Raw genomic sequence first — 17,624 nt, 5'->3', positions numbered from 1 at the left:
GGACGAAGATCCAAGGAGGAGAGACATATGGCACGCGTGGCAATCGTAACCGGCGGAACGCGCGGCATCGGCGAGGCGATCAGTCTTGGGTTGAAGGAGGCCGGGATGACCGTGGCCGCGACCTATGCCGGCAATGACGACCGCGCGCGGGAATTCACCGAACGCACCGGAATCGCTGCCTATAAATGGGACGTCGCAGACTACGACGCCTGCCAGGACGGCTGCGCGCGCGTTGCCGCCGATCTCGGGCCGATCGACGTGCTGGTCAACAATGCCGGCATCACGCGCGACGGCACGATCATGAAGCTTACCTATCAGGCGTGGAAAGAGGTGATCGACACCAATCTCGGCGGTTGCTTCAACATGGCGAAGGGCGTGTTTCCGGGCATGCGCGAGCGCAAATGGGGGCGGATCGTCAATATCGGGTCGATCAACGGCCAGGCCGGTCAGTATGGCCAGGTTAACTACGCCGCCGCCAAATCGGGCATTCATGGCTTCACCAAGGCGCTGGCGCAGGAAGGCGCGAAGTTCAACGTGACCGTCAACGCGATCGCGCCGGGCTATATCGACACCGACATGGTCGCGGCAGTGCCGTCGGACGTGCTGGAGAAGATCGTTGCCAAGATTCCCGTGGGTCGTCTGGGCCAGGCGCAGGAAATCGCTCGCGCGGTAACCTTCCTGTGCTGCGATGCGGGTGGGTTCGTTACCGGATCGACGCTCAGCATCAATGGCGGTCAGCATATGTACTGACGGGCGCAGGGGCGGCCACGTCCGCCCCGATCGCGCACCGCGCGAACGCCCGGCACGGCCGGCGGCTTTGCCGTCGGCGGCGCTACGTACACGCTCGTTGGAAGCAAGAAGGACAGCCCTTCGACAAGCTCAGGGCGAACGGCGGATGGGGAAAAACCGCCACTTCCAAAAACCAAACGGGGCCGACCTTCTCGAGGAAAGGCCGACCCCGTCCCCCCGGCTACGCTACACGGGGGTAACTGTAAAACTGTTCAGCGCCGGTCGGGTCGACGACGGCCAAGCCGCCGTCGGTCGGGTCCGCTCGGGGAGCGGCCCGCCGTCCGGGCCGGGTGACGCTCGCTTCCGCGAGCGCCGGGGCGGACAGGCCGCCCCTTCACCCGGCCTTACCGGCACCCATCCCGCTGGATCGCACGGCCGGCCAGCGCACCGCCGCCTGCCCCCAGCACGGTGCCGAGCGCGCGGCTCCCGCTCCCGGCGACGACGTTACCGAGCAGACCGCCCGCAATCGCGCCGATGATCGTGCCCTGGTCGCTGCGGCAACGATTGCGCGACTGGTTGTAGTAACGGCGATCCTGATAGTAGCGGCGGTCCTGATAGTAACCGCGGCGATCGTCGCGATAATCGCGGCGGTAATCGACATCGTCGCGGTTGTAGCCATCGCGATAGGCCTGGTCATAGGCATAGGCCTGGCTGTCGTAGCGCTGTGCGGCGGCGGGGGTTGCGGCCAAACCGGTCGCAGTCATGGCCAGCGCGGTGGCGGCGAGCGTGAGCTTCTTCATCATGGTACGTCTCCTGTTCGGGGCCGGTTGGGCCGTTTCCGATGATGCGGTTATGACCGAGTCGCTCTGAGACAAGCCTGAATGGGGTTGTTAGCCGCCGTTCATCCAATGGGGCGCCGGCACGAGAGCGGTTGCACGCCACGTCGCTCTCCCGCAGGAGCATGGGATGCGGATAGTGTGGTCGCTCTTGCTGGTGCTGGTGTTGGTCCCCGAAGGATCGCGCCCGGTGCATCGCCCGGTGCTGGGACGAATCGCGGACGTGCGCGCGACTCCGGTATCGCTCGACCGCGACCCGCGCGTCCGCCGCGTCGGCAATCTGGTGTGGCTGGGCGGGATCAAACTGTCGAGCCACGATCCGGCCTTTGGCGGCTTCTCGTCGCTATCGGTTGCGGGCAACCGCTTCACGTTGCTCAGCGACGGCGGCAACATCGTTCGCTTTACGCTCCGCCCCGACTGGACGCTGCAGGACGCTAGCTTCGGTGATCTGCCCGGCGGTCCCGGCACCGGCTGGACGAAGCGCAGTCGCGACAGCGAGTCGATGAGCGTCGATCCGCGCACCGGCGATATCTGGGTCGGGTTCGAGAATTATAATGCCCTGTGGCGCTATGCCCCCGGCTTCACGCGCGCCAAGGCGCATGTCCGGCCGCCGGCGATGCGTAAATGGGGCGAGAATTCCGGCCCCGAGGCGATGACGCTGCTGCCCGGCGGCGGGATGGCGACGATCGACGAGACCGACCCCTGGCCGCACGCGCGCGGACGCGGCGGCATCGTCTTCTACGGCGATCCCGTGCTACACCCACGCAGCGGCTTCCGCTTCAACTATCTGCCGCCTGAGGGCTATAATCCCAGCGACATGACGGTGCTGCCCGACGGGCGCTGGTTGATCCTCAACCGCGGCTTCGCCTGGGCGCGCTTCTCCAATGTACTAACCGTGATCGACCCCGCACATGTGCGCCCCGGCGCGACGGTGCGCGGGCACGACATCGCCACGCTGGCCGCACCGCTGATCCACGACAATTTCGAAGGGGTGACGACGACGCAGGAAAAGGGCGCGACGATCATATGGCTGGTGTCGGACGACAACCAGCTGCCGGTTCAGCGCAGTATGCTGCTGAAATTCAGGCTTGATCCGGTCCCGCCGAAGCGGAACCGGACGAAATAAAGGTTTAGGCGGCAGCCGAGGTGGCGGCGGTCAGCTTCTTCGCGACGTCGCGCTTCAGGCGACGAGCGCGCAGCGACAGCTTGTCGTCGGTGGTCTTGACCAACCAGTTATCCAGCCCGCCGACATGCTCGACCGAACGCAGGCCATGCGCCGAAACGCGCAGCTTCACGCTGGTGCCCAGCGCGTCCGAGATGAGCGTGACGTTCTGCAGGTTCGGCAGGAACGTGCGCTTCGTCTTGTTGTTCGCGTGGGAAACGTTGTTTCCGACCATCCGGCCCTTGCCGGTCAGTTCGCAGATGCGGGCCATCGTGAATTCCTGATTCGATGAGCGAGCCCGTAACGAGGCTCGAGAAGGCGGGGCGCATACCGAAAGCAGGGGGGCAGGTCAACATCGTGCGCCGTCCGAAGCGATGGATACAGCTTTCTGACGTATCACAGCGATGCAACGAACCGGCAAACGCCGCGTTTGGTTACGGAAACGGATCGAATGCGCCCGGCTGACGGGCTCAACAGGAGAAAAGCCCATGCGTTTCCTTTTAGCCCTGGTCGGCCTCGCCGCCCTAATCGTCGTTGCCTTGGTCTCGCTCGGCATGTTGCAGATCGGCACCAAGGCCGGATCGCTGCCGACCATCAGCGTCAATGGCGGCAAGGCTCCCGAGGTGACCGCCAATATGGCGACGGTCGAGCTCGGCACGACCGAGAAGCAGGTCGAGGTCCCGACCGTGGGGACTACGACCAAGACGATCGAAGTGCCGACGCTCAAGGTCACCAAGCCGACCGACGCTGACGGCAACACCGTCACCACGCGCTAAGGTATCGCGAGCCTCCGCTCTGGCGGTGCTCTGGCGATTCGGGGCGTGTTCGGGCATGGCGCGCGGGTGATCCCGCTCCCCGCCCCGATGCGTGCCGCACTTGATGCCGCCGCTGCTGCCGCTCAGGCAGGCGAAGTCCCGGTCGGCGCGGTGGTGGTGCATCAGGGGCGAATCATCGCAACCTCCGCCAACGCGCCCCGCGCGCTGCATGATCCCACCGCGCACGCCGAAATGCTGGCGATTCGCGCTGCGGCGGCGGCGATCGGGTCCGATCGGCTGAGCGATTGCGATCTTTGGGTGACGCTGGAGCCGTGCGCAATGTGTGCCGGTGCCATCGCCCACGCCCGAATCGCGCGGCTCTATTATGGCGCAAGCGACTCCAAAGGCGGCGCGGTCGATCACGGCCCGCTGCTGTTCGGCCAATCCACGATCCACCATCGGCCCGAAGTGTTCGCGGGCATCGGCGAGGGCGAGGCTGCGGCGTTACTCCGGGATTTCTTCGTAACACGCCGCTGAGGCCGCAGCTCAGCAACATTCGAAAATAAAGCGACGGTTGTGAATTCGTCCGAATCGCGCGAAGGAAGGTGCAAGCATCATGCACCCCTTGCCTCCCTTCCCGTGGATCGACGTCGCGATCATCTTCGCGCTGATCGTGTTGAACGGCGTTTTCGCCATGTCGGAACTCGCGATCGTTTCGTCGCGCAAGGCGCGGCTGGAGGCGATGGCGCGCACCGGCAGGCGCGGCGCGCGCGCTGCTTTGGCGCTCGCGGCTGACCCGGGCAAGTTCCTCTCGACCACGCAAGTCGGCATCACGCTGATCGGCATCCTCGCCGGTGCCTATTCGGGCGCGAGCCTTGGCGGGCCGGTCGCGGCGCGGATGGGTTTCATCGGGCTCAGCGCCGAGGCGACCCAGTCGATCGCTTTCGCAATCGTGATCGGCATCACCACCTATCTGTCGCTCGTCGTCGGCGAACTGGTTCCCAAGCAGATCGCGTTGCGCGCGCCCGAGCCGATCGCGGCGGCGATGGCGGCGCCGTTGATGGCGCTCGCCTGGGGTGCCGCGCCGGTCGTGTGGCTGCTTGATTCGTCGAGCGGTGCGCTGTTCCGCCTGATGGGCCTGAAGCGCGAATCGGAAGAGCATGTCACCGCCGAGGAGCTGCACCTCATCGTTGCCGAGGCGAGCAAGTCGGGCGTGATCGAAGAGCATGAGCGCTCGATCATCTCGGGCGTGGTGCGTCTGGCCGATCGTCCCGTGCGCGAGGTCATGACGCCGCGCACCGACATCGAATGGATCGACGCGACGCTCGACGACGCGGGTCTTCGCGCTGCGCTGGTCGAGGCCTCGCACAGCCGCTTGCCGGTCGCCGAAGGATCGGTCGATGCCGTCATCGGCGTGGTGCAGGCGCGCGATATCGCGGTCGCCTTGTTCAAGGGCGAGCCCCTCGACGTCCGCACGCTGATGCGGCAGGCGCCGATCGTGCTCGATCAGATCGACGCGATGGACGCGCTCGACGCGCTGCGCCAGGCCGAGGTGCCGATGGCGCTGATCCACGACGAATATGGCCATTTCGAAGGGATCGTGACGCCGGCCGATCTACTAGCGGCGATTGCCGGCGAATTCGCCTCGGACGCGGACCCCGAAGATGCGCCGACCGTGGTGACGCGCGACGACGGATCGCTGCTCGTCGCCGGGCACATGGCGGCGGATGCGCTGGCCGAACGGCTCGGGATCGATCTGCCCGAGGAACGCGATTACGCGACCGTTGCCGGCCTCGCGCTCGCGGTATTCCGGCACTTGCCGGGCGAGGGCGAAAGCTTTGTCGAGCAGGGGTGGAAGTTCGAAGTGGTCGATCTCGACGGCCGCCGGATCGACAAGCTCCTGGTCAGCAGCGCGCACGAAGCGGGGTAAATCACCTCTCCCGTTCGCCCTGTGCCTGTCGAAGGACACCTCTCCCCGCGCGACGTTGCGCGCGGAGAGCGCAATGCTTCGACAAGCTCAGCACGAACGGTAGATGTTGGCTCGCTACGCTCCCACCGCCTCGACCACCTCCGCTGCCGCGATCGCGCGGTATTTGGTCCGCAGCGATACCTTGTCGATCTTCTCGGTTCCCAGGCGCGGCAGCGCTTCGTCCACGAACCAGATCCGCTGCGGCACTTTGAACGCCGCGATGTGCGCGAACAGGAAGGCGCACAGTTCCTCGGTGTTCAGGGTCTCCCCGGCACGTGCCAGCACCACCGCGCCCGGCACTTCGCCGAAGCGTTCGTCGGGCAGACCGAACACCGCCGCCTCGGCCACTGCCGGATGTTCGTAGATCGCGGCTTCCACTTCCTGGCACGAGATATTCTCGCCGCCGCGGATAATGATGTCCTTCTTGCGATCGACGATGAACAGATAGCCGTCGGCATCGACATAGCCGATGTCGCCGGTCAGAAAGTAGCGGTCGGGCGTGAACGCCGCCGCGGTCGCATCGGGCCGACCATAATATTCGCTGAAGTTGCAGATCGAGCGAATCGCAACCTCGCCGCGCTGCCCTTGCGCGACCGGATTGCCCGATCCGTCGAGGATCGCGAGACCGACCAGCGGCAGGGAGGCGCGCCCGGTCGAATTGGGCTTGTCGAGATAATTGTCGCGGAAATTGCCGCAGCCGATGCCGTTGGTCTCGGTCAGGCCATAGCCGAGCAGCGGTTTCGGCCCGCCCATTTCCTCGGCAATGCGGCGGACATGCTCGACCGGGCGGGGCGCGCCGCCCGCCGCGAAATCGGTGACGGTCGACAGATCGTATTCGCCGCGCTTGGGGTGCGTCAGGATCTCGAAGCTCATCAGCGGCACGCCGACGAAATAGCTGACCTGCTCTGCCTGGATCAGCCGCATCGCCTCCTCGGCATCCCATTTCGGCATCAGCACCAATTTGCGGCCCATCGCGAAGCTTTGCAGGAACACCGGCACCTCGGCGGTGACATGAAATAGCGGCACGTTAAGCAGGGTCGCGGGCTGCCCGACCGGCGGGTTGCCGTCCTCGCTGGTGATACCGAGCATGACCAGCGCCTGCGCCAGGTAATTGTACACCGCTTGCGTCACCGCGCGATGATCGCTGATCGCGCCCTTCGACTGACCGGTCGAGCCCGAGGTGAACAGGATCGTGGCATGATCGGTCGGCGCGACCGTCGGAAGCGCGACATCGCCATCGACGGACAGACCGTCAAGCGCAGTCGCCAGCGGCTGCACATCATCGATCGTTACGACCACGGTCTTCAGGTCGGGGATCGCGGCAAGGCGTTTGGCGCGCGGCGGATCGGCGAAGACGATGCTGCATTCGACATCGGCCATCGCATTGCCCAGTTCCTCGGATTGCCACCAGCCGTTGAGCAAGGTCGCAACGCCACCCGCCATCAGGATGCCCATGTAGAGCACGATCCACGACGGCGAGTTGCGCATCGCAATGCCGATGCGGTCGCCCGGCTGCACGCCGTGCGTCGCCACCAGCGCCCGCGCGACCCGGCTGGCGGCGGCATGAACGTCGGCGAAGGTCAGCCGTTCCGCACCCGCAACCAGAAAGGTCTTTTCGGCATGTTCGGCGCAGTAATGCGCGAAATAGGGCGGCAACGTCTGCGGCACGCCAGTGATCAGCGGCAGTTCGATCCCGTCGACCGTAACCGCGCCCAGCGCGAGCGGCCCGCCCGCCCCGGTCAGCGCAGCGAGCGCCGCATCCATCCGCAGGTCCAGTTTGCTCGGCATCCATGCTCTCCACTTGGTCTTATTGCTTAGCGCCTTTATGGAGGCGCAAACCTCCGGGGAAAAGCCTTGATCCTGTCCCATCTTCAACCGGCCCTCGGCCCGATCTTCGATGTCGCCGTGGCGAGCGGCACGCAGCATCTGCATTTCACCGACCTTCACCTAAGCAAGGTCGCGCTGCCGATTCATTTCTGGATCATTAATTTTGACATCAAATGGTATTCGATCGCCTACATCACCGGCATCGTCGTCGGCTGGTGGTACCTGCTCAAGCTGATCGCGCAGCCGGGAGCGCCGATGGCGCGGCGTCATGCCGACGATCTGGTGTTCTACGCGACGCTTGGCATCATCCTCGGCGGACGGATCGGCTATGCCCTGTTCTACGCGCCGCAATTGCTGTTCTCGCTCGGCCTCTTCCGGCTGTGGGATGGCGGCATGTCGTTCCACGGCGGGATGATCGGCACGTCGATCGGGATCATTCTGTTCGCGCGGGCGCATAAGCTCGATTGGTTGCGGGTTCACGATTATCTCGCCTGCGCGGTGCCGTTCGGTCTGTTTTTCGGACGCCTCGCCAATTTCGTGAATGGCGAATTGTGGGGCAAGCCGAGCGATGTTCCGTGGGCGATCGTCTTTCCCGATACGGTCGGCGCAGGAATGCTCGAACCTGCACGCCATCCCAGCCAACTCTATGAGGCGGGGCTGGAGGGCATCGCTTTGTTCGCGATCCTGTGGTTCGCCTTCTGGCGGACGAAGGCGCGCTACGAGCCGGGCAAGCTCGTCGGGCTTTTTCTGTTGGGCTATGGTCTGGCGCGCTTCACGGTCGAATTCTTCCGCGAGCCCGATGCGCAGTTCCGCTTCTGGGCGAACGGGTTCTTCGCCGACACGATTCATATGGGCCAGGTGCTGACCCTCCCGATGATCGTCGCCGGGCTGTATCTGATCGCCACCGCCAAGGGCCGCCGCACCCGCGTCGAGCCGATCGCCGGGACCGAGAGCGTCGCGTGATAACTCCGAACGCAAAGTTTTCCGTTCGCCCTGAGCCTATCGAAGGGCTGTTCTCCTCTTGAGCGCGGCCACAGAAGAAGAGCAGGGCTTCGACAACCCCGCATCAGGCCCGGGGCCGAACGGAAACAGGGAGACACCCGAGGCCAACCTAGCCGACCGCCTTGCGCGCGCAATCACGCTCGCGGGTCCGATCTCGCTCGCGCAGTTCATGGCAGCCGCGAACCAGCACTATTACGCCACGCGCGATCCGCTCGGCGCTGGCGGCGATTTCACCACCAGCCCCGAAATCAGCCAGATGTTCGGCGAACTGATCGGGCTGTGGGCCGCCGACCTGTGGAGCCGCGCCGGACGCCCCGAGGCAGCCTGGGTCGAGCTCGGCCCCGGTCGCGGCACGCTCAGCGCCGATGCGCTGCGCGCGATGGCAAAGGCCGGATTCGCGCCGCCAGTGCATCTGGTCGAGACCAGCCCGGTGCTGCGCGCGGCGCAAGCCGAACGGCTGCCGCACGCGACTTTGCACGATGCGATCGATACACTCCCGACCGATCGACCGCTGATCGTCATCGCCAACGAATTTTTCGACGCGCTGCCGATCCGGCAGTTGGTGCGCGGGCGTGAAGGCTGGTTCGAGCGGCTGGTCGCGTGCCAGGACACGCTGTTCCTGCCGATCGCGGGCAAGCAAGTGCCCGATTCGGTTATCCCCGAACCGTTACGCGATGCCGCCGCCGGATCGGTGATCGAAACGTCCCCCGCCAGCGTCGCCATTCTGCGCGGCCTGGCGCAGCGGATCGTTGCGCAGGGCGGCGCGCTGCTCGCGATCGATTACGGCTATGATGGCCCGGCGCTCGGGGACACGCTGCAGGCGGTGCGCGGCCACGCGTTCGCCAATCCCTATGACCTGCCCGGCGAGCAGGACCTGACCGCGCATGTCGATTTCGGCACGCTTGCGGCCGCCGCTTTGGTCGAGCGCGCGCGGATCGCGGGGCCGGTCGGCCAAGGCGCTTTCCTGACCGCGCTCGGCATCGATGCGCGCGCGGCGGCGCTCGCCAAGGCGGCGCCGGACCGCGCCAATCAGATCGCCGTGGACAAAACCCGCCTGACGCAGGACATGGGCACGCTTTTTCAGGTCCTCGCCGTCACCGCGCCGGACTGGCCCAATCCGGAAGGTTTTGCATGATCACCTATCGCGACGCCCGCGCGATCGACGGCGCGCCGCTCGCCGCCATGGCGCGGCGCTCCTTTACCGAGACGTTCGGCACGCTCTATCGCCAGTCGGACCTCGCCGCCTTCCTCGACGAAGCGTTCGGCGCGAACGGTCTGCCCTCGCAGCTCTCCGACCCCGATTTCGCGATCCGGCTCGCACTTGCTGATGAGGAGATCATCGGCTTCGTCAAAATGGGGCCGGTCACCTTCCCCGGCGAATGGCGGCCCGACGCGATCGAGCTCTACCAATTCTATGTGCTGAGCGGATGGCACGGCCAGGGCGTCGCGCAGGAACTGATGGCCTGGGCGCTGGAACACGCACGCAGCCACGGCGCGAAGGAGGTGATCCTCAGCGTCTATGTCGACAATCACCGCGCGCATCGCTTCTACGAGAAATACGGATTCGAAGACATCGGCCGCATCGCCTTTCGCGTCGGCGAGACGGTCGACGACGACAATCTGATGCGGCTGGTGCTGTGAGCGTCGAGGTGATCCGCGCGCCCACGCTCGACGGCGTAGCGCATGGCTTTCTCGGGCGCACCGGTGGCGCCTCGACCGGGATTTACGCTGGCCTGAACGTCGGGATCGGATCGGACGACGATGCCGCTGCCGTCGCCGAGAACCGCCGCTTGGCCACCGAAGCGGTGCTGCCCGGCGCGGCGCTCGTCACGCTCTATCAGATTCACTCCGCCGATTGCGTGACGGTGCGCGCCCCCTTCGAAGACCGGCTGCGCCCGCGCGCCGATGCGCTGGTGACCGATCGTCCCGGTCTCGCGCTCGGCATCCTTACCGCCGATTGCGCGCCGGTATTGTTCGCCGACCGTGACGCCGGCGTGGTCGGCGCGGCGCATGCCGGGTGGAAGGGCGCGATCGACGGCGTCACCGACGCGACGATCCTCGCGATGGAAGCCCTCGGCGCCAAGCGCGAGCGCATCGTCGCCGCGATCGGCCCGTGCATCGCGCGCGCCAGCTACGAAGTGGACGCGGCCTTCGCCCGCCGCTTCGAAGCACACGACCCGGCCAACGAACGCTTCTTCGCGGAAGGGCGCGACGGGCATTACCAGTTCGATCTGGAGGCTTATGTCGCCCACCGCCTCGCCAGCGCCGGGATCGGCCGCGTCTCGCTGCTCGGGCTCGACACCTATGCCGACGAGGCCCGCTTCTTCAGCTTCCGCCGCGCCACGCATCGCGGCGAACCGGGTTATGGGCGGCAGATTTCGATCATCGGCCTCTGACCTGCGTCCAGAGATGGTATCATTTGAGACTAACGCGCGTTACGGTCGCGCAGATTTCTTGAAGGATACAGACCGATGGCGAACCCCGAAACGCATGAAACCGAAGCCGATCTGACCGGCGTTGCCGCGCGCACCAAGCCCAAGCCCTCGGTCGAAAAGATCGGCGACCGAAAGCTGAAGCCCTCCACGCTGATGATGGGACACGGCTATGATCCGGCGCTGTCGGAGGGCTCGCTGAAGCCGCCGATCTTCGCCACCTCGACCTACGTTTTCCCCAATGCAGCAGCCGGCAAGCGCCATTTCGAAGGCGTCACCGGCAAGCGGCCCGGCGGGGCGGAGGGCCTCGTCTATTCGCGCTTCAATGGGCCGAATCAGGAAATCCTCGAAGACCGGCTCGGCGTGTGGGAAGAGGCCGAAGACGCACTCGTCTTCTCATCCGGCATGTCGGCGATCGCGACCTTGTTCCTGTCGATGGTCAAGCCCGGCGACACGATCGTCCATTCCGGCCCGCTTTATGCCGCGACCGAGACGCTGATCGCGCGCATTCTCGGCCGTTTCGGCGTGCATTGGCTCGATTTTCCGGCAGGCGCGACGCGCGAAGAGATCGACGCCGTCCTGTCCAAGGCGGCGACCGGCAATGTCGCGTTGATCTATCTCGAAAGCCCCGCCAACCCGACCAACGCGCTGGTCGACATCCAGGCGGTGGCGGCCAGCCGCGACGCAATCTTCAAGGGCACCAAGCCGCCAATCGCGATCGACAACACTTTCCTCGGCCCGTTGTGGTTGAAGCCGCTCCAGCACGGCGCCGACATCGTCGTCTATTCGCTCACCAAATATGCCGGCGGCCATAGCGATCTGGTCGCGGGCGGCGTGCTCGGATCGAAGGAGCACATCAACACGATCCGGCTGATGCGCAACACGATCGGCACAATCTGCGATCCCAACACCGCCTGGATGCTGATGCGCAGCCTCGAGACGCTCGAACTGCGCATGAGCCGCGCGGGCGAAAATGCGGTGAAGGTCTGCGCGTTCCTGCGCAACCACCCGAAGGTCGAGCGCGTCGGCTATCTCGGCTTCCTCGCCGATACGCCGGGCATGGAGCGGCAGGCCGACATTTACGCACGCCACTGCACCGGTGCCGGATCGACCTTCTCGCTGCTGGTGAAGGGCGGCGAGAAGGAGGCGTTTGCCTTCCTCGACGCGCTGAAGATCGCCAAGCTCGCGGTGTCGCTTGGCGGAACCGAGACGCTCGCGTCGCACCCGGCGGCAATGACGCACCTCTCGGTGCCGGACGCACGCAAGCAAGCGCTCGGCATCACCGACAATCTCGTGCGCATCTCGATCGGGGTGGAGGATGCCGACGATCTGATCGCCGATTTCGAACAGGCGCTCGCCGCGATCTGACCCGCAGGGTGCCCGATCGAGTGTGATCGATCGGGTACCCTAGCCCCCTGGCCGCCGCGCCGCCCCGGCTACGCAATTCGATGGAGAGCCCGCCCGCAAAGCGCGGAGGCCGACCCTACGCGCTATAATGCCAGGGGAACCATGGCGATCTGCGCCGCGACAAGGGGCCGCGCATTGTGAAGCGTGATCGTATCGGCAGAAACGATGACCCGCTCGAGCGGGCATTGCAGCTGCGTGTGATCCTGGCATCGGGCGCAGTTGGGGTGATGGTCATCGCGCACCTGACGCATCCCTATGTCGGGTATAGCGACCTTCGCATGGTCGTTGCAGCCCTGGAATTCGCTGGGGCGATCGTCGCGCTGCTACTGTTGCTGTTCGGCGCCCCGCACTCCTTGCGGGCGTTGCGCGAACGGCGCGAGGATGCCGAACGCGCCCATGCCGAGCGCAAGCAGATCAACCATCTGTTCCGCATGACCGAGATGCTGCAAAGCGCGAACGGCTATGGGGATGCCAATGCCGTGCTCGGCGCGACGATCGAATCGCTGCTCCCCGGCTTTGGTGGCGCGTTGTACGTCTTCAACAATTCGCGCGACCGGCTGGAGCTTTCCGCGACGTGGCACTGGCCCGATAATGACCCGTTGCGCCCGGTCATCGCGCCAGCGCAATGCTGGGCGTTGAAGCGCGGCAAGTTCCATCTGAACGCGGGCGTGCGCGGCGCGCTGTGCTGCGAACATCATGTCGGACGCGCGACCGTGCTAGAACTGCCGATGTCGGCGCATGGCGAGATTCAGGGCATGTTGAAGATTGCGACCAACCTGCCCGATGCAAGCGCGCAGCTTGCGCAGGCGCAGCCGCTTGCGACGGCGATCGCCGATGCGATGTCGCTGGCGGTTTCCAATATCGCGCTGCGCGAGAAACTGCGCACCCAGGCGCTGCGCGATCCGCTGACCGGCCTCTACAACCGCCGTTACATGGAGGACGCGCTCACCCGCTTTGCCGGCCTTGCCGAGCGCAGCGGCGGGCACCTGTCGGCGATCATGATCGATCTCGATCATTTTAAGAAAGTGAATGACGAGTTCGGCCACGCCATGGGGGACGCAATTCTGCGCGAGGCAGCGGCCGCTATCATGGGCACGCTGCGCACGTCTGATGTCGCCTGCCGCTATGGCGGAGAGGAACTGCTGGTGATCTTGCCCGAATGCGGGCTGAGCGAAGCAACCTCCAAGGCAGAACTCCTGCGCGAGCGGATCGAGGCGCTATCCACCACCTATGAAACCACGATCTCGGCGTCGTTCGGCGTCGCGGCGATCCCGGACAGCACACGCGTCTTGGCCGATTTGCTGAGTCTTGCCGACACCGCCCTGTATCAGGCGAAGGAAGGCGGACGGAACCGCGTGGTGGCTGCGCATGGCCGTGACCTGGCTCCGATCCCGATCGCAGCCGAATAAACCCCAGCGGCTGCCGCGCCCGGACCTAGCCGATCCCTCACCCTTCAATCGGCGCGGACTCCAGCAACAGCGGCAGCGACGCCTCGATCCAGTCGGCCAGCGCCCCCACTCGCGCCGCCGCCTCCCGCCCAAGCGGCGTGAGCGAATACTCAACGCGCGGCGGCACCTGGGCATGGCTGTGCCGATCAACCAGCCGACACCCCTCCAATTGCTGCAAGGTCTGCGCCAGCATCCGTTCGCTTACCCCGCTCACTTTGCGGCGCAGCGCACTGAAGCGCAGCGTGCCCGACCGCAAAGCGAGCAACGTCAGGACGCCCCATTTGCTCGTGACATGGTTCAGGATGATGCGCGAGGGACAATGCGGGCTGAGCACGTCGCCGCGCTCCAGCGCATCCGACAGCGGGGTGGCGCTCCGATTGGACATTTCCATAACTTACCTTTTTGTGCGTACTTATGTTTGGTAAGTTAGAGTCCTAGATGACGCGTCTCAACGCTTTTGTTTGGAGTGCTGTCATGATTGCCGTCACTGGAGCTTCTGGCCAACTCGGCCGCCTGATTATCGCGGGGCTATTGGAGAAAGTCGCCCCCGCGACGATCGTCGCGCTGGTGCGCGATCCGGCCAAGCTCGCGGATCTGGCGGAGCGCGGCATTACGGTGCGGGCATTCGATTACAATCGGCCCGAAACGCTTGGCAGCGGGCTAGCCGGGGTCGACCGGCTATTGCTGATCTCGTCGAGCGAAGTCGGTCAGCGCGAAGCACAGCACCGCGCGGTGATCGATGCCGCGAGGGCGGCAGGCGTCGGCTTCATCGCCTATACCAGCATTCTGCACGCCGACACCAACCCGCTTGACCTCGCGATCGAACATCGCGCGACCGAACAGGCGCTTACCGAAAGCGGCGTGCCGCACGCGCTGCTGCGCAACGGCTGGTACACCGAGAACTATGCGCTAGGGGCCGCTAGCGCGGTCGCACATGGCGCATTGTTCGGCAGCGCCGGTTCAGGTCGGATTTCGGGGGCATCGCGCGCCGATTATGCCGCCGCCGCCGTGGCCGTGCTGACGGCGGAGGTTGCCACGCCCGCGACCTATGAACTGGCGGGCGATGATGCCTTTACGCTCACCGATCTGGCGGCGGCGCTGAGCGATCTGTCGGGGAAGACAGTGACCTATCAGAATCTCCCTGAAGCAGACTATCGCACGATGCTCGAGCAGGTCGGCCTGCCCGCCCCGCTCGCCGCGATGCTGGCCGAGAGCGACGCGAAGGCGGCCGCCGACGCGCTGTTCGACGATGGCCATGCGCTGCGCGACCTGATCGGCCGCCCGACCACGCCGTGGCGCACGACGCTGCAAAGCGCGCTCAACGGGTGATGCAGCAGGCGTGGGCGGCGGTCAGGGTGCGATGACCGTCACCCCGTCGATGCGGATCGCGCGCGGGGCGAGCGGCGCGGGTAATACACCGTCCTGAACGATCACGAGATGCCCCGGCGGGACTATGCCACGCTCGAAGGCCGCACGTTCGGCGGCGGCTCGCTCCCTGGTCGCCCGCGATGTGCGAGAGGTGTACGTAAAGCCGACCGGACGCCGCGCAGCGACCGCGCGCCACGTGATTTCCTCCATCACCTGCAGATTGATGAACGCATCCGCCGGGGTGAAATCCACCTGTTTCGCCCGCGCGATCAACCCCGCCCAGCGCGGATCGGGCGTTCGGGCGAAGACGACGTCGCTGTTCGCCCGCGCCGCCGTGGCGCGGATCGCCGCGAGCATCGGGGTGAGATCGACCGCCTGCAGGGCGACCGCTGCCGCCAGCAGCAACGTCGCGCGGCTGAGCGCCATCACGCTGACGATCGCGGCATAGGCGATCGTATAGGTGATCGGCCACGCCAGCCTGCCCGACGCGCGTACCGGATCCAGCGCATCGGTCAGCCATAAGGGCAAATGCAGCGTGGTTATAGCCTGCCCCCAGAAGAGCGGCTGCGGCCCGATCGCAACCAGCGCCAGCAGTGCAAACCCCGGCACCAGCCATAGCAGCGGGCGCAACGCCACCCGCCGCGTCGCGATGGCGATCACGACCGTCAGCAGCATCCCGGCGCCCAGATAGTTCAGCCCCTCGAACCCGCGGCCGTGATCCTGCGGCGACGAGGGCAGCAGGGCTGAGTAGGTCGGGTTGGCCGGGTTCCACCACGCATCCAGCGCCATCGGGAACGCCCCGTACGTTTGGGTCGAGCCGAATCCCCCGCCAAACACCCCCTGCGCCGCCAGGAGCAGCGTGACCACGCCAATGATCCCTGCGGCCTCGATCAGCGGACGCACCTGCCGACGCTCGACCAGACGCCGCAGCAGCGACGCCCCCCAGACGCTTGCGACCATCAGCAACAGATAGCTGTGCACCAGCGCCGCCACGCCCAACGCCGCCAGCCACCACCACGGCCGGTCGGCCCGGCGCGGTTCGACATAGATCCACAGCGCCCACAGGATCAGCCACTGCGCGCAGAGACTTGCGTGTGGATAGCGGTTGAACAGCATCGGCAGCGCCGCCAGCAACACCGTTCCGAACCACGCCGTCGGCGCATCCGGCGCGTGCGGCCGGACCAGCGCCCAGGCGAACAACAGTTGCAGCACCAGGCACCCGAACAGCCACGGCCCGACAAATTGCAGCCCCGGCGGCAACACCCCAGCGAACGGCCCGAGCAGCAGCCCCAATAACGGGATGCTGTCGGTCAGCAGCAAGCTCGTCCCCTCGGGCGCGGACAACAGCGCAATGTGGAACGGCGGCCAGCCATTGCCGGCGAGATAGGCGGCAAGCCCGATCGCGCTCTGCCCATGATCGTGCCCGTCGAGCAGCCAGCCGACATTACGCGGGTCGAGCGTCGCAAGCGGCATCCACGCCGCGTATAGCAGCACCGCCGTAGTCAGCAGCAGGATCTGGACCGGAAGGCGTTTCATCCGCGCTGCTTATAATCTAGGCGGCTCTACGTCTCGTAAACATAGCGGCGCACCGCCGGATGAACGCTTTTGCGCTAAACTTCGCACCCGCCCCGGCGTAGGGATAGCGGATGTCTACGCCCCAAACCGCCCCTGCGGATTTCATCGCTGGCCTGCCCAAGGCCGAGTTGCACCTCCATATCGAAGGCAGTCTGGAGCCCGAACTGATGTTCGCGCTGGCCGAACGCAACGCAGTCGCGATCCCCTATGCCAGCGTCGAGGAAGTGCGCGCCGCCTATCAATTCTCGCGGTTGCAAGATTTCCTCGACATTTATTATGCGGGCGCGGCGGTGCTACTGACGACGCAGGACTTTCACGATCTTGCCGCCGCCTATTTCGATCGCGCCGCAGCGGACGGGGTCGTCCATGCCGAGATCATGTTCGACCCGCAAACGCACACCGCGCGCGGCGTGCCGTTCGACACCGTCATCTCCGGGCTACTGTCGGCAATGGACAAGGCCGAGACGAAGCACGGCATGACCACGCGGCTCATCATGAGCTTCCTGCGGCATCTCGAAGAAGCCGATGCGTTCGAAACGCTGGAGGCGGCGCGGCCGTGGCTCGACCGGATCGCGGCGGTTGGCCTCAATTCCTCCGAGCTCGGACATCCGCCCGAGAAGTTCGCCCGCGTCTTCGCCGCCGCCCGCGCGCTCGGCCTGAAGGCAGTCGCCCATGCGGGCGAGGAAGGCCCGCCGGAATATGTCCATCAGGCGCTCGACCTGCTTGAAATCGACCGGCTCGATCACGGCAACCGCAGCCTGGAGGATCCGGCGCTGGTCGCACGACTGGCGCGCAGCGCAATGACGCTGACGGTCTGCCCGCTGTCGAACCTGAAGCTCTGTGTGGTGGACGATCTAGCGGCGCATCCGATCGATCGGATGCTGCGCGAAGGCTTGCGGCCCACGATCAATTCGGATGATCCGGCTTATTTCGGGGGGTATGTCGCCGACAATTACCGGGCGGTCGCGGCGGCACGCGGGCTTGCCCGCGCCGATCTCGTCACGCTGGCGCGGAACAGCTTCCTCGGGAGCTTTCTGCCGGATGACGCGGTGGCGGGGCACCTCGCGGCGCTCGATGCTTATGTGGCGCGGGGGTAACAATTCCCGTTGGCCCT

General features: G+C 65.8%; 18 protein-coding genes. 13 read left to right on the top strand and 5 right to left on the bottom strand.

Annotated features, from left to right (window positions below):
• Positions 1 to 27: 27 nt before the first annotated feature.
• The gene (phbB, locus tag AB5I39_RS10775; protein ID WP_404366393.1) at positions 28 to 750 is read left to right on the top strand and encodes an acetoacetyl-CoA reductase; all 723 of its coding nucleotides are present in this window, start codon (positions 28 to 30) and stop codon (positions 748 to 750) included.
• A 383-nt stretch (positions 751 to 1,133) separates the two neighbouring features.
• Here the strand turns inward: phbB and AB5I39_RS10770 are convergent, their stop codons facing one another.
• Positions 1,134 to 1,532 (bottom strand): glycine zipper 2TM domain-containing protein, encoded by a 399-nt coding sequence (locus AB5I39_RS10770; protein ID WP_404366390.1) that lies wholly within the window; start codon positions 1,530 to 1,532, stop codon positions 1,134 to 1,136.
• A gap of 163 nt (positions 1,533 to 1,695) precedes the next feature.
• Here AB5I39_RS10770 and AB5I39_RS10765 point away from each other — a divergent pair, with 163 nt between their 5' ends.
• A complete protein-coding gene (locus tag AB5I39_RS10765; protein WP_404366387.1) occupies positions 1,696 to 2,691 on the top strand; it encodes an esterase-like activity of phytase family protein in 996 nt (331 codons plus the stop codon).
• 4 nt (positions 2,692 to 2,695) lie between these two features.
• On the opposite strand, the gene rpmB is transcribed toward AB5I39_RS10765, so the two are convergent.
• Entirely contained in the window at positions 2,696 to 2,998 is a 303-nt protein-coding gene (gene rpmB, locus AB5I39_RS10760; protein WP_404366385.1) for a 50S ribosomal protein L28, read from the bottom strand.
• A 217-nt stretch (positions 2,999 to 3,215) separates the two neighbouring features.
• On the opposite strand from rpmB, the gene AB5I39_RS10755 reads away from it, so the two are divergent.
• From AB5I39_RS10755 to AB5I39_RS10745, 3 genes are all read left to right on the top strand, one after another.
• Positions 3,216 to 3,503 (top strand): hypothetical protein, encoded by a 288-nt coding sequence (locus AB5I39_RS10755; protein ID WP_404366382.1) that lies wholly within the window; start codon positions 3,216 to 3,218, stop codon positions 3,501 to 3,503.
• Positions 3,504 to 3,590: 87 nt separating this feature from the next.
• Positions 3,591 to 4,019, top strand: a complete 429-nt coding sequence (locus AB5I39_RS10750) for a nucleoside deaminase (RefSeq protein WP_404374119.1) — start codon at positions 3,591 to 3,593, stop codon at positions 4,017 to 4,019.
• A gap of 79 nt (positions 4,020 to 4,098) precedes the next feature.
• Positions 4,099 to 5,412: a hemolysin family protein gene (locus tag AB5I39_RS10745; protein WP_404366379.1), complete on the top strand. Its 1,314-nt coding sequence runs from the start codon at positions 4,099 to 4,101 to the stop codon at positions 5,410 to 5,412.
• A 114-nt stretch (positions 5,413 to 5,526) separates the two neighbouring features.
• On the opposite strand, the gene AB5I39_RS10740 is transcribed toward AB5I39_RS10745, so the two are convergent.
• The gene (locus tag AB5I39_RS10740; protein ID WP_404366376.1) at positions 5,527 to 7,239 is read right to left on the bottom strand and encodes a class I adenylate-forming enzyme family protein; all 1,713 of its coding nucleotides are present in this window, start codon (positions 7,237 to 7,239) and stop codon (positions 5,527 to 5,529) included.
• Between the two features lie 72 nt (positions 7,240 to 7,311).
• Between AB5I39_RS10740 and lgt the strand changes: the two genes are divergently transcribed.
• The 6 genes from lgt (at position 7,312) to AB5I39_RS10710 (ending at position 13,528) form a co-directional block, all read left to right on the top strand.
• Complete coding sequence (gene lgt / locus AB5I39_RS10735) at positions 7,312 to 8,241, top strand: prolipoprotein diacylglyceryl transferase (RefSeq protein WP_404374117.1); 930 nt, start codon at positions 7,312 to 7,314, stop codon at positions 8,239 to 8,241.
• A 208-nt stretch (positions 8,242 to 8,449) separates the two neighbouring features.
• Positions 8,450 to 9,415 (top strand): class I SAM-dependent methyltransferase, encoded by a 966-nt coding sequence (locus AB5I39_RS10730; RefSeq protein ID WP_404374115.1) that lies wholly within the window; start codon positions 8,450 to 8,452, stop codon positions 9,413 to 9,415.
• On the top strand, positions 9,412 to 9,921 hold the full coding sequence (locus AB5I39_RS10725; RefSeq protein WP_404366373.1) for a GNAT family N-acetyltransferase: 510 nt from the start codon (positions 9,412 to 9,414) through the stop codon (positions 9,919 to 9,921). The genes AB5I39_RS10730 and AB5I39_RS10725 overlap by 4 nt, the downstream gene beginning before the upstream one ends.
• 8 nt (positions 9,922 to 9,929) lie before the next feature.
• Positions 9,930 to 10,676, top strand: a complete 747-nt coding sequence (pgeF, locus tag AB5I39_RS10720; RefSeq protein WP_404366370.1) for a peptidoglycan editing factor PgeF — start codon at positions 9,930 to 9,932, stop codon at positions 10,674 to 10,676.
• A 75-nt stretch (positions 10,677 to 10,751) separates the two neighbouring features.
• Positions 10,752 to 12,080: a cystathionine gamma-synthase family protein gene (locus tag AB5I39_RS10715; protein ID WP_404366368.1), complete on the top strand. Its 1,329-nt coding sequence runs from the start codon at positions 10,752 to 10,754 to the stop codon at positions 12,078 to 12,080.
• A 176-nt stretch (positions 12,081 to 12,256) separates the two neighbouring features.
• Positions 12,257 to 13,528, top strand: a complete 1,272-nt coding sequence (locus tag AB5I39_RS10710) for a diguanylate cyclase (protein ID WP_404366365.1) — start codon at positions 12,257 to 12,259, stop codon at positions 13,526 to 13,528.
• A gap of 37 nt (positions 13,529 to 13,565) precedes the next feature.
• On the opposite strand, the gene AB5I39_RS10705 is transcribed toward AB5I39_RS10710, so the two are convergent.
• Complete coding sequence (locus AB5I39_RS10705) at positions 13,566 to 13,952, bottom strand: winged helix-turn-helix transcriptional regulator (protein WP_404366363.1); 387 nt, start codon at positions 13,950 to 13,952, stop codon at positions 13,566 to 13,568.
• Positions 13,953 to 14,041: 89 nt separating this feature from the next.
• Here AB5I39_RS10705 and AB5I39_RS10700 point away from each other — a divergent pair, with 89 nt between their 5' ends.
• Positions 14,042 to 14,896, top strand: coding sequence for an SDR family oxidoreductase (locus AB5I39_RS10700; RefSeq protein WP_404366360.1), 855 nt, complete (start codon positions 14,042 to 14,044; stop codon positions 14,894 to 14,896).
• A gap of 21 nt (positions 14,897 to 14,917) precedes the next feature.
• On the opposite strand, the gene AB5I39_RS10695 is transcribed toward AB5I39_RS10700, so the two are convergent.
• Positions 14,918 to 16,471 carry a DUF6311 domain-containing protein gene (locus AB5I39_RS10695; protein ID WP_404366357.1) on the bottom strand — a complete coding sequence of 518 codons (1,554 nt, stop codon included), beginning with the start codon at positions 16,469 to 16,471 and terminating at the stop codon, positions 14,918 to 14,920.
• 110 nt (positions 16,472 to 16,581) lie between these two features.
• Here AB5I39_RS10695 and AB5I39_RS10690 point away from each other — a divergent pair, with 110 nt between their 5' ends.
• Positions 16,582 to 17,607, top strand: coding sequence for an adenosine deaminase (locus AB5I39_RS10690; protein WP_404366354.1), 1,026 nt, complete (start codon positions 16,582 to 16,584; stop codon positions 17,605 to 17,607).
• Positions 17,608 to 17,624 lie beyond the last annotated feature (17 nt).

It is taken from the genome of Sphingomonas sp. MMS24-J45, from assembly GCF_044881195.1.
Lineage (GTDB): Bacteria > Pseudomonadota > Alphaproteobacteria > Sphingomonadales > Sphingomonadaceae > Sphingomonas.
Note: the sequence above shows the minus strand (reverse complement) of the source record. Positions and strands in the feature narration are given on the sequence as shown.

Excerpts from the sequence above, each read along its gene's own strand:
- phbB (WP_404366393.1), top strand. The coding sequence starts at position 28 with ATGGCACGCGTGGCAATCGTAACCGGCGGAACGCGCGGCATCGGCGAG.
- AB5I39_RS10770 (WP_404366390.1), bottom strand. The coding sequence starts at position 1,532 with ATGATGAAGAAGCTCACGCTCGCCGCCACCGCGCTGGCCATGACTGCG.
- AB5I39_RS10765 (WP_404366387.1), top strand. The coding sequence starts at position 1,696 with ATGCGGATAGTGTGGTCGCTCTTGCTGGTGCTGGTGTTGGTCCCCGAA.
- rpmB (WP_404366385.1), bottom strand. The coding sequence starts at position 2,998 with ATGGCCCGCATCTGCGAACTGACCGGCAAGGGCCGGATGGTCGGAAAC.
- AB5I39_RS10755 (WP_404366382.1), top strand. The coding sequence starts at position 3,216 with ATGCGTTTCCTTTTAGCCCTGGTCGGCCTCGCCGCCCTAATCGTCGTT.
- AB5I39_RS10750 (WP_404374119.1), top strand. The coding sequence starts at position 3,591 with ATGCGTGCCGCACTTGATGCCGCCGCTGCTGCCGCTCAGGCAGGCGAA.
- AB5I39_RS10745 (WP_404366379.1), top strand. The coding sequence starts at position 4,099 with ATGCACCCCTTGCCTCCCTTCCCGTGGATCGACGTCGCGATCATCTTC.
- AB5I39_RS10740 (WP_404366376.1), bottom strand. The coding sequence starts at position 7,239 with ATGCCGAGCAAACTGGACCTGCGGATGGATGCGGCGCTCGCTGCGCTG.
- AB5I39_RS10730 (WP_404374115.1), top strand. The coding sequence starts at position 8,450 with ATGGCAGCCGCGAACCAGCACTATTACGCCACGCGCGATCCGCTCGGC.
- AB5I39_RS10725 (WP_404366373.1), top strand. The coding sequence starts at position 9,412 with ATGATCACCTATCGCGACGCCCGCGCGATCGACGGCGCGCCGCTCGCC.
- AB5I39_RS10715 (WP_404366368.1), top strand. The coding sequence starts at position 10,752 with ATGGCGAACCCCGAAACGCATGAAACCGAAGCCGATCTGACCGGCGTT.
- AB5I39_RS10705 (WP_404366363.1), bottom strand. The coding sequence starts at position 13,952 with ATGTCCAATCGGAGCGCCACCCCGCTGTCGGATGCGCTGGAGCGCGGC.
- AB5I39_RS10700 (WP_404366360.1), top strand. The coding sequence starts at position 14,042 with ATGATTGCCGTCACTGGAGCTTCTGGCCAACTCGGCCGCCTGATTATC.
- AB5I39_RS10695 (WP_404366357.1), bottom strand. The coding sequence starts at position 16,471 with ATGAAACGCCTTCCGGTCCAGATCCTGCTGCTGACTACGGCGGTGCTG.
- AB5I39_RS10690 (WP_404366354.1), top strand. The coding sequence starts at position 16,582 with ATGTCTACGCCCCAAACCGCCCCTGCGGATTTCATCGCTGGCCTGCCC.